At 72.6% G+C, this 12,614-nt stretch carries 13 protein-coding genes; 9 read left to right on the top strand and 4 right to left on the bottom strand.

What is annotated here, in order from left to right; translation table 11 throughout:
* Nucleotides 1-3 precede the first annotated feature (3 nt).
* Nucleotides 4-264, top strand: a complete 261-nt coding sequence (locus tag JIW86_RS21990; protein ID WP_257555578.1) for a hypothetical protein — start codon at nucleotides 4-6, stop codon at nucleotides 262-264.
* On the opposite strand, the gene JIW86_RS21985 is transcribed toward JIW86_RS21990, so the two are convergent.
* Nucleotides 237-767, bottom strand: coding sequence for an HIT family protein (locus JIW86_RS21985; RefSeq protein WP_257555577.1), 531 nt, complete (start codon nucleotides 765-767; stop codon nucleotides 237-239). The two genes, JIW86_RS21990 and JIW86_RS21985, sit on opposite strands and share 28 nt — an antisense overlap.
* Before the next feature lie 189 nt (nucleotides 768-956).
* On the opposite strand from JIW86_RS21985, the gene JIW86_RS21980 reads away from it, so the two are divergent.
* The 7 genes from JIW86_RS21980 to JIW86_RS21950 all read left to right on the top strand — a co-directional run bounded on the left by JIW86_RS21980 (nucleotide 957) and on the right by JIW86_RS21950 (nucleotide 8,524).
* The gene (locus tag JIW86_RS21980) at nucleotides 957-1,976 is read left to right on the top strand and encodes an alpha/beta hydrolase family protein (RefSeq protein ID WP_257555576.1); all 1,020 of its coding nucleotides are present in this window, start codon (nucleotides 957-959) and stop codon (nucleotides 1,974-1,976) included.
* Nucleotides 1,969-3,174 (top strand): acyltransferase family protein, encoded by a 1,206-nt coding sequence (locus JIW86_RS21975; RefSeq protein ID WP_257555575.1) that lies wholly within the window; start codon nucleotides 1,969-1,971, stop codon nucleotides 3,172-3,174. Before JIW86_RS21980 ends, JIW86_RS21975 begins: the two co-directional genes overlap by 8 nt.
* A gap of 10 nt (nucleotides 3,175-3,184) precedes the next feature.
* On the top strand, nucleotides 3,185-4,519 hold the full coding sequence (locus tag JIW86_RS21970; RefSeq protein WP_257555574.1) for a sensor histidine kinase: 1,335 nt from the start codon (nucleotides 3,185-3,187) through the stop codon (nucleotides 4,517-4,519).
* The gene (locus JIW86_RS21965) at nucleotides 4,516-5,187 is read left to right on the top strand and encodes a response regulator (RefSeq protein WP_257555573.1); all 672 of its coding nucleotides are present in this window, start codon (nucleotides 4,516-4,518) and stop codon (nucleotides 5,185-5,187) included. Before JIW86_RS21970 ends, JIW86_RS21965 begins: the two co-directional genes overlap by 4 nt.
* A gap of 89 nt (nucleotides 5,188-5,276) precedes the next feature.
* Nucleotides 5,277-6,650 (top strand): sensor histidine kinase, encoded by a 1,374-nt coding sequence (locus tag JIW86_RS21960; protein WP_257555572.1) that lies wholly within the window; start codon nucleotides 5,277-5,279, stop codon nucleotides 6,648-6,650.
* Nucleotides 6,647-7,306, top strand: a complete 660-nt coding sequence (locus JIW86_RS21955; RefSeq protein WP_215143273.1) for a response regulator — start codon at nucleotides 6,647-6,649, stop codon at nucleotides 7,304-7,306. The genes JIW86_RS21960 and JIW86_RS21955 overlap by 4 nt, the downstream gene beginning before the upstream one ends.
* Before the next feature lie 9 nt (nucleotides 7,307-7,315).
* Entirely contained in the window at nucleotides 7,316-8,524 is a 1,209-nt protein-coding gene (locus JIW86_RS21950; RefSeq protein WP_257555571.1) for a cytochrome P450, read from the top strand.
* Nucleotides 8,525-8,549: 25 nt separating this feature from the next.
* On the opposite strand, the gene JIW86_RS21945 is transcribed toward JIW86_RS21950, so the two are convergent.
* Entirely contained in the window at nucleotides 8,550-10,124 is a 1,575-nt protein-coding gene (locus JIW86_RS21945) for an ABC transporter permease (RefSeq protein ID WP_257555570.1), read from the bottom strand.
* Entirely contained in the window at nucleotides 10,121-11,035 is a 915-nt protein-coding gene (locus tag JIW86_RS21940; protein ID WP_257555569.1) for an ABC transporter ATP-binding protein, read from the bottom strand. Before JIW86_RS21940 ends, JIW86_RS21945 begins: the two co-directional genes overlap by 4 nt.
* Nucleotides 11,036-11,110: 75 nt before the next feature.
* Between JIW86_RS21940 and JIW86_RS21935 the strand changes: the two genes are divergently transcribed.
* Nucleotides 11,111-11,608, top strand: a complete 498-nt coding sequence (locus tag JIW86_RS21935; RefSeq protein WP_257555568.1) for a GbsR/MarR family transcriptional regulator — start codon at nucleotides 11,111-11,113, stop codon at nucleotides 11,606-11,608.
* 108 nt (nucleotides 11,609-11,716) lie between these two features.
* On the opposite strand, the gene JIW86_RS21930 is transcribed toward JIW86_RS21935, so the two are convergent.
* Nucleotides 11,717-12,553 (bottom strand): diacylglycerol kinase, encoded by an 837-nt coding sequence (locus JIW86_RS21930; protein WP_257559388.1) that lies wholly within the window; start codon nucleotides 12,551-12,553, stop codon nucleotides 11,717-11,719.
* Nucleotides 12,554-12,614 lie beyond the last annotated feature (61 nt).

Raw genomic sequence — 12,614 nt, 5'->3', positions numbered from 1 at the left:
CAGGTGCCTCGGACGCAGCCTGCCCCCCGCGCAGCCGACCCGGCACCGCCGCACCCCACCCGGCCCCGCAGGGCACTCGCGGACGGGGACCTCGTCGTCACCGAGGCGGAGATGCCCCAGGACCACGTGCTCTACCGGGCCGTCTCCCTCTGGACGGTGCGGGACGGCGAGATCGTCGGAGCGCGGGAGTACTGGACCAGCCCCGGCCAGGACCCGGCACCCCGCTGGCGGGCGGGCTACGTAGAACCGTTGGCGGCGGACTGAGCTCCGAGGGACTGGGCTCCGAGGGACTGGGCTCCGAGGGCGTCCAGCTCCTCCCCGATGGCGGCCCGCAGACCGTCGTGGCGGTGGCTCAGCTCGTACCGTCCGTCCCGCCAGTACTCCTCCCCGTACAACCAGACGGGCAGCCGGACGCGGTCGGCGGGCTCCCAGTCGTAGCGGGGCCAGATGTGGGCGTGGAGGTACGGGTCGGTGTTGCCCAGGATCTCGATGTTCACGCGGCGGAACGCGGGATCGAGGCGGCGGCAGGCCCGTTCTACGGCCTCGGCGAGCCGTTCCATGTCGGTGAGGTAGGCGGTCCTGCGCGCCCGGGGCAGGTCGGAGAGCCGGGTCACGGCGGGATCGTCGGTCAGCAGGACGGAGTACCCGGGCAGGAACTGCCGGTCCCCGATCACGGCGAAGCCCGCGTCGAGGCGGCGCAGGACGGTCGGGTTCTGCCCCCGGTGAGCACTGCCTATGCGGTCGTGACGCCAGTCGGTTGCGGTCATCCATCGACCCTAACCGACCACTCTCACCAGGGACTTCAGCCTCGGACCTGACTCTCAGGTAACCCCTGTCATACCTGAGAGCTACGCAGGAACACGGCTCTGGAGCGGGACGCCGACGAGGGGTCGCGATTTCTAACTTCGGATGCAGAGAAGGGCGCTGACGGCTCTTCCTGACCGAAGGAAGAGACCATGGCGGCGGGGACGGCGACGAGCACCAAGAGGGCCACTGCGACGGCGCACGGCGGCGGGTCGACCGGCCGGCTGCGCCGCACCCTGCTGGCAGCGCTGGTCGCGGCGGCCGTCGTGCTGCCGGTGTCCGCAGCCGCCTCTCCCGACGTCCCCGCGCCCATACCCGTGGCGTTCGCCGAGGACGCCGCGCCCCGCGACCGGTACACGGCCAACCGTGCCAACCTCGCCGAAGCGGCCCGTTTGGCCACGGACGCCGGACGCACCGGGCGGGCCGCGAAGCTGGGCGCCATGGAGGCGGCCGGTACGGCGCAGTTCCTCGCCTTCGACGGCCGCGGGCGGGGCCGGGCCGTCGAGGTGTTCGGCGATCTGGAAACCGCCGACCGGGTCACCGTCCTGGTGCCCGGGTCCGACACGACGCTCGACACCTACCAAAGGTTCCGTGCCGGGGCCGTCTCCCTTCAGCAGCGCCTCCAGGCCGAGCATCCGCGCTCCGCCGTGGTCGCCTGGCTGGGGTACGACACCCCCGGCACGGTCAGCACGACCGTCCTGACCGCCGCTCGCGCCGACGAGGCCGCCGCCGAACTGGGGCCCTTCCTCGACCGGTTGGGGGACGTGTCGGGTCCCGGCGCCCGCCTCTCCCTCCTGTGCCACTCCTACGGCTCGGTGGTCTGCGCCCGTACGGGGACCGGGCCCGCGGTCGCCGACATGGTCCTGTTCGGCAGCCCGGGCACCGGGGCCGATGCCGCCCGGGACCTCCCGACGGGGGCCCGGGTCTGGGCCGGGCGGGGCAGCGACGACTGGATCGGCAACGTCCCGCACGCCCGGCTCGGCGCGATCGGCTTCGGCACCGACCCCGTCGACCCCGCCTTCGGAGCACGGGCCTTCGCCGCCGGCGCCGCCGGGCACAGCGACTACCTCAAGCCCGGCACCGAGTCCCTGGACAGCCTGGCCGCCATCGTCCTCGGCACCGCGACCGCCGACACCGCCACCACCACCGCCTCGGAGGCTTCCCATGCGTGAGCTCCGCACCCGCTGGTCCGTCCTGGCCAAGGGCATCGACGCGGCCACCCCGGCCGACCGCGACCGCACCGTGGACGCGCTAAGGGCCTTCGCGATCCTCGGCGTGGTCCTGGGCCACTGGCTGGTCACCGCCCTGACCACCGCCAACGGCGGGCTGAGCAACACCAGTCCGCTGGCGTACACGAGCTGGCTGGCCCCGGTCTCCTGGGTGTTCCAGACACTGGCCGTCTTCTTCCTCGTCGGCGGCCATGTCGCCGCCCGGGGCTACGCCTCGGCGCGGGAGCGCGGGGATTCGTACCGCACCTGGGTCGCCGGGCGGCTGGGGCGGCTGTTCCGCCCGGTCGCCGCCGTGCTCACCCTGTGGACGGTCGCGGCGGGCGGGATGCTGATCGGCGGAGTGGAAGTCACCACCGTCCAGACGCTGGTCAAGCTGGTGCTGTCGCCGCTGTGGTTCCTGCTGGTGTTCGCCGCGCTGACCGCGGCGACCCCGCTCGTGGCCCGGCTCCATCCGCTGTGGCCGCTGGCCGTGGTGGCCGGGGTCGACCTGTGGCGCTTCGGGCTCGGCGGGCCCGAGTGGACCGGCTGGGTCAACGTGGCCGCCGGCTGGCTCGTCCCCTACACCCTGGGCGCCGCCTGGTCCCGGGGCGCGTTCGCCCGGCGCCGGACCGCGCTCCTGCTGCTCGCCGCGGGCACCGTGGCCACGGCCGCGCTGATCCTGTGGGGCGGCTACCCGGCCTCGATGGTCGGTGTCCCCGGGGCCGCCGTATCGAACCTGAACCCGCCGACGCTCGCCGCGGTCGCCTTCGGCCTGGCCCAGTGCGGGCTGGCCCTGCTGGTGCGCGAGCCGCTGGCCCGGGCCATGCGGCGGCCGGGAGCCTGGGCGAAGGTGGCTCTGGTGAACCTCTCCGCCATGACGATCTTCCTCTGGCACCAGACCGCCATGATGGCCGTCACCGCCCTCGGGCTGCTAGCTCCGGCGGACCTGCCCGGGCTGCACACCGTGCCCGACTCCCTGCTGTGGATACCGGCCCGACTGCTGTGGCTGCCGGTGTTCGCCGCTGCCCTGACGGTGTGTTGGGCCGCGTTCCGTACGTACGAGCGGGGCGGGCGCCCGAAGCCGGGGACCAGCAGCACCCGCGTCGTCACCGGCTCCCACCACCAGGGGACGGCCCCCGTCAAGGAAATCACCCATGCCTAGGCTGGAGCCCGTGACGAAGCCGAGCGAGTCCCCGGTACCCGACGCCCTCAAAAGCCGTAGCGGGCGTCCCGCGCTGCGCGGCCTGGCCCGGGAGCTGCTCACCCTGGAGTGGGACCCGCTTCCCCGCATGTCGCGGCCGCGCTGGCTGGCCTGGCTGCCGCATGTGCTCGTCGTCTACGGGGCCGTGGTGTCATGCGCCCTCACGGTCCAACAGCTCGAGGACCACTACGGGGTCACGGGTGGCCCGGTCGTCGCGATGGCGCTCCTGACCGGTGCCTCCATCGTGCTCGGGATGTTCCGGCCCCTCGCCGGCTGGTGGCTCGGCCTCGTCACCGCCGCCCTCGTCGCGTGGACGATCTACGGCCACGTCGGTCAGGGCCAGTCCTGGCCGTGGACACCCGCCGGGGCCTTCACGTTCGCACCGCTGATCCTCCTGGTGGCCCTGCGGGTGCCGCCCCGGGTGACGATCGCGGTCGTCGGCGTCTCGATCCTCTACTCCGGGCTGGCCGAAACGGCCTTCAGGCCACCGAACAGTCAGACGCTGATCGCGGGCATGGCCCTCCTCTTCGGCTTCGTCGGCGTCCTCGGCTACGCGCTCCGCGCGACGCGCCTGGCCCGCGGCAAGCTCGTCGAGCAGGAGTCCCTCACCGAGGAGGAGCGGGCCCGGCGGACCCTGCTGGAGGAGCGCAGCCGCATCGCCCGCGAACTGCACGACGTCGTCGCGCACCACATGTCGGTGATCTCCATCCAGGCGCAGGTCGCCCCGCACCTGGTGGAGAACCCGTCGGAGGAGCTCAAGGAGAACCTCGCGGGCATCCGGGAGAACGCGCTGGAGGCCCTGACCGAGCTGCGCCGCGTCCTGGGAGTGCTGCGATCCGAGAACCCCGACGATCCGGCGAACCCCCACCAACCCCAGCCCACCCTCGCCGAGTTGGACGGCCTCGTGGACAACGTGCGCGGGGCCGGTCTGAACGTCACCACCGAGATCGCGGGCATACGCCGGCCGTTGACGCCCGGCGTCGAGCTCACCGCGTACCGGATCGTGCAGGAGGCGCTGAGCAACTGCCTGCGCCATGCGCCCGGTTCACGCGTGGAGGTCGGCATCGCGTACGGGCCGCGCGACCTGCACCTGTGCATCGCCAACACCGCGCCGAGCCGGCAGGCCCCGCCTTCGCAGGGTGCGGGGCACGGGCTGCTGGGGATGCGGGAGCGGGCAGGCATGCTGGGGGGCGAACTGGCCGCCGGTCCGCTGCCCAGCGGCGGGTATGAGGTGACCGCCGTACTTCCGATGGATCCGCAGGACGTGCCCGGCGGCTCCGCACCCGAGACGACGAGGGATTCATGAGCACCCCGATCAAGGTGATGATCGCCGACGACCAGATGATGGTCCGGCAGGGCTTCACCGTGCTTCTCAACGCCCAGCCCGACATCGAGGTGGTCGGCCAGGCCGTCGACGGGGCCGATGCCGTGGCCAAGGTCGGTGAGCTGGGACCGGACGTGGTGCTGATGGACATCCGCATGCCGGGGATGGGCGGCATCGAGGCCACGTCCGTCATCACGGGCGCCGCCGACGCCACCGTGAAGGTGCTGGTGCTGACCACCTTCGACCTCGACGAGTACGTGTATGAGGCGCTGCGGGCCGGGGCCTCCGGGTTCCTGCTCAAGGACGCCTCGGCCGACCAGCTCGCGGAGGCGGTGCGGGTGGTGGCGGCCGGCGAGGCGCTGCTCTCGCCGAACATCACGAAGCGGCTGATCACGGAGTTCTCCCGGCTGGGGGCGCCGCGCGCGCCGTCGCGGGCGCGGATCGACGAGCTGACCGAGCGGGAGACCGAGGTCCTGTCGCTCGTGGCCCAGGGCCTGTCGAATGCGGAGATCGCGGCGCACCTGACCGTGGCGGAGCAGACGGTGAAGACCCATGTGGGCCGGATCCTGGTGAAGCTGGGCCTGCGGGACCGGACCCAGGCGGCGGTGTTCGCGTACGAGACGGGGCTGGTCCGTCCGACGGGCTACTGATGTCACCCGTGTAGTACCTGAGAGGGACCTGGGGAAATCCCCTTCGGTGGCGACGCGGACCAGGGTGGCACGGACCTACGGTTGTGCGTATGACCGAGACGACCACCGGGGGAACAGCCCGGACGCCTGAAATCCGACTGGCATCGGGGGTGATCGAGACCCTGCGCCAGGACCTCTTCACCGATGCCTTCGCCTACCGGCCTCTGCCGCTGGTGGAGACGCCCGGGCGCTTCGTGCGGAGGCTTCCCGAGGTGATACGCCGGCACGCGCCGTGGAGGCAGTATGCAGCGGTGGGGGCGCTGGCGTTCTTCGTCCTGGTGTTCACGAGCACCACGCACTCGCCCTACATCGGCGAAGCCGGCAGGTTCGCCATGGGGCTCATAGCCGCGGTCCCGGTCCTCATGACGCTGGTGCGGCCGGTGGCCGCATGGTGGGCGGCCGTGGCGATGACGTTGGTGCTCGCCGTGGTCGGTGGAGGCCCGGACTGGCCCTGGAGCCCGGGCTCTTTCCTCTCCTACCTCGTGGTCATGGTCCTCGTCACCCTGCGGACCGGTCCGCGGGTCGCGGCCTGGATGTGGACGCTCACCCTCGCGCTCGGCTTCACTATGTCGGTGCTGCTCGGCAACGGGTACGGGACCGGCCTGCCGCAGATGGCGGTGACCTCGGCCTTCGCGCTGGCGATCGCGAGCAGCGTCCAGATACGCCGCTCCGCCAAGGCGGAGGTGAGCGCGCAGCAGGAGGTCACGGCCGTCGAGCGGGACAAGCGGACCCTGCTGGAGGAGCGGACCACGATCGCGCGGGAGCTGCACGACGTGGTGGCGCACCACATGTCGGTGGTGGCCATCCAGGCGGAGGCCGCGCCGTACCGGGTGAAGAACCCGCCGCCGGAGCTGGAGGCTGCGTTCGTCACCATCCGGGAGAACGCGGTGGCGGCCCTGACGGAACTGCGGCGGGTGCTGGGCGTGGTGCGCTCCGCGGACTACGAGGCTCCGGACGCCCCGCAGCCGACGCTGGCCTCGCTGGACGGGCTGCTGGCCAATGTGCGGGAGGCCGGGCTGAGTGTGGAGAAGACGGTCACGGGCGCGGTGCGGGAGCTGCCGCAGGGTGTGGAGCTGTCGGCGTACCGGATCATCCAGGAGGCCCTGAGCAACACGCTGCGGCACGCGCCGGGGGCGACCGCCGCGGTAGAGGTCTCGTACGTGCTGGGCGGCCTGGGGATACGCGTGGTCAACGGGGCGGCGACCGGGGACGTGCGGCCCTCGCCGGGGGCCGGGCACGGGATCACCGGGATGCGGGAGCGTGTGGCCATGCTGGAGGGGGAGATGACGGCCGGCGGCACGGCGGCGGGCGGGTACGAGGTGGCGGTGTTCATACCGGTGCGCAACCGTACTGAGCCGGTGGCGGAATCGGGCTCCGGGGGCGGGTCCGGGTCCCCGTCGCAGAAGGAGACGGGGGCGGCATGACGATCAGGGTGCTGATCGTCGACGACCAGATGATGGTGCGGGAGGGGTTCTCCGTCCTGCTGAACGCGATGGAGGGCATCGAGGTCGTCGGCGAGGCCGTCGACGGCCGTGAGGCCATCGCGCAGGTGGCGGCGCTCCGTCCGGATGTGGTGCTGATGGACATCCGGATGCCGCAGATGAACGGGCTGGAGGCGACGCGGGAGATCGTGGCGGCCGACACGGACGCGAAGGTGCTGGTCCTGACGACCTTCGACCTCGACGAGTACGTGTACCAGGCGCTGCGGGCCGGGGCCTCCGGGTTCCTGCTCAAGGACGCGTCGGCCCGTCAGCTGGCCGACGGCGTAAGGGTGGTGGCTGCCGGGGAGGCGCTGCTGGCACCGTCGGTGACCAAGCGGCTCATCGCGGAGTTCTCGAAGCTCGCCGAGACCCCGAGGGTCGCGGATCCGGCGGGGGTGGGCGAGTTGACGGAACGGGAGAAGGAAGTGCTGGTGCTGATCGCGCAGGGTCTGTCCAACGGGGAGATAGCCGGCCGGCTGATCGTCGCGGAGTCCACGATCAAGACCCACGTGAGCCGGATCCTGGTGAAGCTGGGCCTGCGGGACCGCACCCAGGCGGCGGTGTTCGCCTACGAGACCCGGCTGGTGACTCCGTCGTAGGCTGCGGGAATGGGCTTTGATCCGTGGGATGCCGCGTTCGTCGCCGATCCGTATCCGGCGTACCGGGAGTTGCGGGAGCAGGGGCGGGCGGTGTGGTGCGAGGCCACCGGGCAGTGGCTGGTGCCTCACTACGCCGATGTGAGTGCGCTGCTGCGGGACCGGCGGCTGGGGAGGACCTATCTGCACCGGTTCTCGCACGAGGAGTTCGGGCGCGAGGCCCCGCCGGCGGAGCACGAGGCCTTTCACGTGCTCAACGGGAACGGCCTGTTGGACCTCGAGGATCCCGCGCACGCGCGGGTGCGCAGGCTGGTCGCGAAGGCCTTCACCCCGCGGACGGTGGAGCGGCTGGTGCCCGCCGTACAGCGGATGGCCGGGGAGCTGGTGGGGCAGCTGCTCGCGGACGGGGGCGGGGATCTGCTCACCGTGGTTGCCGAGCCGCTGCCCGTGGCGGTGATCGCGGAGCTGCTGGGCGTGCCGGAGGCGGACCGGGGGCTGCTGCGGCCCTGGTCGGCGGACATCTGCGGGATGTTCGAGCTCCGGCCGGACGAGGAGACGGCGCGGCGTGCGGTGCGGGCGAGCGTCGAGTTCAGTGCGTACCTGCGCGGGCTGATCGCCGAACGGCGCGCACGCCCCGGCGAGGATTTGATCTCCGGGTTGATCTCCGCTCACGATGAGGACGGGAGGCTCAGCGAGCAGGAGATGATCTCCACCTGTGTGCTCCTGCTGAACGCCGGGCACGAGGCCACCGTCAACACCACCGTCAACGGCTGGTGGGCGCTGTTCCGCAATCCCGGGCAGCTCGCCGCCCTGCGCACGGATCCGCATCCCGAAAAGTTGTCCACAGCTGTGGATGAACTCATGCGCTACGACACGCCCCTCCAGATGTTCGAGCGCTGGGTCCTCGACGACATCCGGATCGGGGACACCGAGATCGCCCGCGGAGCCGAGGTCGCGCTGCTCTTCGGGTCCGCGAACCGGGATCCCGCGCGATTCGCCGATCCCGACGAACTGGACCTCGTACGGGCCGACAATCCGCACCTGGCCTTCGGGGCCGGGATCCACTACTGCCTGGGTGCGCCGCTGGCGCGCCGGGAGCTGGAGGCCTCCTTCGGGGCGCTGCTGGCAGCCGGAGTCCCGCCCCTGAGACTCGTCGAGGAGCCGCAGTGGCGGGACGGGTACGTCATCCGGGGACTGGAGCGCTTGCTCGTCGAGTTTTAGGCGGGGCGTCTTACGCGGGCGAGGCCTAGGCGGCCAGGTCCCGGCGGCGGAGGGCGGCCAGGCCGGCTGCCGTGAAGGCCGCGGCGAGGCCGGTCAGCGTCAGCAGCGGGGCCCAGGTCAGGGCCTGCGCGCCCGGCAGCTTCGGCAGGTGGGCGAAGGGCGAGAGGTCCAGGACCGCCCCCGGAAGGTTCAGCGCCGGGCCGATCCAGCCCAGCACCAGCGCGGTCCCGGCCACCGCCCAGGCGGCCACCGCGTACTGGGGGACCGCGCCGTACAGCAGGGCGGCCAGCGCCCCGATCACCCACACCGCCGGGAGCTGGGCGAGCGTGGCACCTACGGCCGCCCCCGCATCCTGCCCGTGCCCGATGCCCAGGCCGAGCCCCGCCAGCAGCAGGATCAGCGCCGACCCGCCGAAGGCCACGGCCAGGTGACCGCCCGCCCAGCGCAGCCGGCCGACCGCGTTCGCGAGCAGCGGTTCGGCGCGCTGCCCCGACTCCTCGCCGCTCAGGCGCAGCACCGCCGAGACGATGTACAGGGCCGCCACCAGGCCGAACATCCCGGCCATCGTCGCGAGGAAGGCGTCCGTGAGCCCGCCCTGCCCGCCCATCCGCTCGATGATCTCGCGGGTCTTCTCATTGCCTCCGACCACGTCGGCGGCGCCGTCGGCCATACCGCCGAACACGACACCGGCGACCAGGAATCCAAGGCCCCAGCCGATCAGGCTGCCGCGCTGCAAACGCCAGGCCAGCGCGCCCGCCGTACCCAGCCGCCCCTCGGCCGGGCCCGGCCGGGGCGGCAGGAAGCTCAGCCCCACGTCACGCCGTTCGGCGAGCAGGTACCCCACACCCGCCTGCACCACCACGGCGGCGGCGAGCAGCACCAGCACCCACCACCGCTCGACGGCGAAGGCCCGTACGTTCTCCACCCAGCCGAGCGGCGAGGCCCAGGTCAGCGCCGAAGTCCCGTCGGCCGTACCGGCGTCGCCCGCCGCCTTCAGGACGAAGGCGGCGCCGAGCACGGCGGCCGTGATCCCCTTGGCCGCCCGGGCCGTCTCGGTCAGCTGGGCCGCGATGGCCGCCATGCCGGCGAAGAGCATGCCGGTACCGGCGATGGCCAGCGCGAGGGCCAGGGCCCCCGGCGCGCCCTGCCCCGCGAGTCCGCCCGCGATGAGCAGGGCGGCGCACACGTTGGCCACGAGGGCGGCGAGCAGGGCGGCGGTCAGCGGCGCGCGCCGCCCCACCATCGCGGCGGAGACCATCTCCTGACGGCCCGTCTCCTCCTCCTCCCGGGTGTGCCGGACGACGACGATCAGGCTCATCACCGCCGCGAGCACCGCACCGTAGACGCCGATCCGCCAGGCCGTCAGCCCGCCGATCGAGTCGCCGAAGACCGGCCCGTACAGGGCGCGCATCGAGCTGTTGGCGTTCATCGAGGCGGCGGCCTGCGCGCGTTCGGCGGCGGTGCCGTACACGCTCCCCAGCGAGCCCGGCATGCTCACCACCAGCAGGGCGGTGACCAGGACCCAGACCGGCATCATCACGCGGTCGCGGCGCAGGGCGAGGCGCAGCAGCGCGCCGGTGCCCGCCAGTTGGTTCTTCATCGTTCGTTCGCCCCGTCGGTGCGTGCGGAGTCCTCGGTGTAGTGGCGCAGGAACAGTTCTTCGAGGGTGGGCGGGGTCGAGGTCAGCGACCGCACACCCGATGCGGTCAGGGAGCGCAGGACGGCGTCCAGCTTGTCGGTGTCGGCCTGGAGGCTGACCTTCAGGCCCTGCACCTGCACGTCGTACACGCCCGGCAGGTGCGCGATGCCGTTCGGCGGACCGGCGAGCTCGGCGCTGATCGCCGTACGGGTGAGGTGGCGGAGGTCGGCGAGCGTGCCCGTCTCGACGGTGCGGCCCTTGCGGATGATGCTGACCCGGTCGCAGAGGGTCTCGACCTCGCTGAGGATGTGCGAGCTGAGCAGGATGGTGCGCCCGGCGGCGCGGGCCTCGGCGACGCAGGCCTGGAAGACCTCCTCCATCAGCGGGTCGAGGCCGGAGGTGGGCTCGTCGAGGATGAGCAGATCGACGTCGGAGGCGAAGGCGGCGACGAGGGCGACCTTCTGCCGGTTGCCCTTGGAGTACGTACGCCCCTTCTTGGTCGGGTCCAGCTCGAACCGGTCGGTCAGCTCGGCGCGCCGGGCCCGGTCGAGGCCTCCGCGCAGCCGCCCGTAGAGGTCGATGACCTCGCCGCCGGAGAGGTTGCGCCACAGGGTGACATCGCCGGGCACGTAGGCGACGCGGCGGTGCAGGGCCACGGCGTCGGCCCAGGGGTCACCGCCGAGGAGTTCGGCGGTGCCGGAGTCGGCGCGCAGCAGGCCCAGCAGGACCCGGATGGTCGTGGACTTCCCGGCGCCGTTGGGGCCGAGGAAGCCGTGGACCTCGCCGGTGGCGACGGAGAGGTCGAGTCCGTCCAGTGCGCGGGTGCGGCCGAACGCCTTGTGGAGTCCGGCGACGCTGATTGCCTTCGTCATGTTTCTGAACGTACGCTATTTTCACAAACTTGTGAAGTTAGGGAATCGTATAAAGTTTGGAAGGTGGCGGACGACATGGCAGTACCGGCGGCACCGGCAGTACGGAACGAAGAGGCGGTCTCCCGCTTCGTGGAGCGGTTCGCCGCGCAGCTGACCGAGGCGGGGATGCAGCGGATGGCCGCGCGGGTCTTCGCGCGGCTGCTGGCGAGCGACCAGGGCGCGATGACCTCGGCGGAGCTCGGCGAGGCGCTCCAGATCAGCCCGGCGGCGGTGTCGGGGGCCGTGTCCTACCTGACCCAGGTCAACATGGTCAGCCGCGAACGCGAACCAGGCTCCCGGCGGGACCGGTACGTCCTGCACAACGAGCTCTGGTACGAGACCTTCACGCGGAAGGACCAGATGGTGACCCTGTGGGAGAAGACCCTGCGCGAGGGCGCCGCAGGCCTGGGCGCCGACTCCCCGGCCGGGGCGCGCATCGCCGAGACGGCGGCGTTCTTCGAGTTCATGCAGAGCGAGCTGCTGGGTCTGATGGACCGCTGGCGGGACTACCGCAAGACCCTGAACCTGGGCTGAGGCCGGGCAGGGCTCACCCGCCCGGCCCGGCGGGCCGGGCCGGTCCCGCAGGGCCCGCCCGGCTCACCGGCGCCCTCACTGGGGCCTCACTGGAGCCTCACTGGGGCCTCACCGGGGAACGGTGAGCGCCCACGCCGAAGGGTGCAGGGTCCAGGTGCGGCGCCGGACCGGCCCGGTCATCGCCGCGTCGGCCCGGTAGCGGAAGTCCGTGCCCGACACCGAGACCGTCTTCGCGCGCGCCGACACCTCCGAACCGGCGCCGCCGCCACCCGTACGGACGACGACCTCCGCGAGGCCGCCATCCTCCCCGGTGGTCACCGAGACCTCCTCCACCGGCCGGTCCACATCCGCCAGCACCACCCCGTCCGCCTCCACCCGCAGCCGCAGGCGGGCCGCGTCAACGCCCGGTCCGGCCACCGGTCGGACCAGCGTCCGCACCAGGGAGCGGTACGCGCTCCACACCGAGGGCCCGGCCGGAGGCCTGGCTGCCGCCGCCGCCCGCAGCGGCGGGATCCGCAGCGACTGCAGGACCACCCCGTCGCTGTCGTCCACCAGCAGGTCGCACATCCGTACCGACCCCTCCAGCACCGCCCGCGCCGCGGCGACGGCGGACAGCGGCACGCCGAGCGCCCCGGCCAGCCCCAGCGACCCCGCGGGACCCACCGGGACCAGCGAAAGGGGCCCCTCCGCCAGCCCCCGTTCCCGGTGCAGCAGCCCCACGGCGCGCACCAGAGCCCGGTCGTCGCCCACGATCACCAGCCGCCGTTGACCCCGGCGGGCTAGCGCCCGCGCAAATTCCTCCTGCGAGTCCGGGAGGCAGATTTTCGCTGCCGCGCCCGCTGACAAAACATCCTTCGCGATCCGCACGGACTCGCCGTCAAGACGGCGGGCGACCGGGTCGACGAGCACGAGCAGGCCGCCTACCGGCGCGCCCGCGTGGCTCATGGTGGGCTCTGGAGCCGACACCTCGGTCCTTCCTCGGGTAGCATCTTTGTGCAAGAGGCCC

The sequence above is a fragment of the Streptomyces sp. NBC_00162 genome (genome assembly GCF_024611995.1).
GTDB lineage: Bacteria > Actinomycetota > Actinomycetes > Streptomycetales > Streptomycetaceae > Streptomyces.
This window is presented reverse-complemented; position numbering and strand designations above follow the sequence as displayed.

Excerpts from the sequence above, each read along its gene's own strand:
- JIW86_RS21975 (WP_257555575.1), top strand. The coding sequence starts at position 1,969 with ATGCGTGAGCTCCGCACCCGCTGGTCCGTCCTGGCCAAGGGCATCGAC.
- JIW86_RS21955 (WP_215143273.1), top strand. The coding sequence starts at position 6,647 with ATGACGATCAGGGTGCTGATCGTCGACGACCAGATGATGGTGCGGGAG.
- JIW86_RS21935 (WP_257555568.1), top strand. The coding sequence starts at position 11,111 with ATGGCAGTACCGGCGGCACCGGCAGTACGGAACGAAGAGGCGGTCTCC.
- JIW86_RS21980 (WP_257555576.1), top strand. The coding sequence starts at position 957 with ATGGCGGCGGGGACGGCGACGAGCACCAAGAGGGCCACTGCGACGGCG.
- JIW86_RS21985 (WP_257555577.1), bottom strand. The coding sequence starts at position 767 with ATGACCGCAACCGACTGGCGTCACGACCGCATAGGCAGTGCTCACCGG.
- JIW86_RS21960 (WP_257555572.1), top strand. The coding sequence starts at position 5,277 with ATGACCGAGACGACCACCGGGGGAACAGCCCGGACGCCTGAAATCCGA.
- JIW86_RS21940 (WP_257555569.1), bottom strand. The coding sequence starts at position 11,035 with ATGACGAAGGCAATCAGCGTCGCCGGACTCCACAAGGCGTTCGGCCGC.
- JIW86_RS21965 (WP_257555573.1), top strand. The coding sequence starts at position 4,516 with ATGAGCACCCCGATCAAGGTGATGATCGCCGACGACCAGATGATGGTC.
- JIW86_RS21930 (WP_257559388.1), bottom strand. The coding sequence starts at position 12,553 with ATGAGCCACGCGGGCGCGCCGGTAGGCGGCCTGCTCGTGCTCGTCGAC.
- JIW86_RS21945 (WP_257555570.1), bottom strand. The coding sequence starts at position 10,124 with ATGAAGAACCAACTGGCGGGCACCGGCGCGCTGCTGCGCCTCGCCCTG.
- JIW86_RS21950 (WP_257555571.1), top strand. The coding sequence starts at position 7,316 with ATGGGCTTTGATCCGTGGGATGCCGCGTTCGTCGCCGATCCGTATCCG.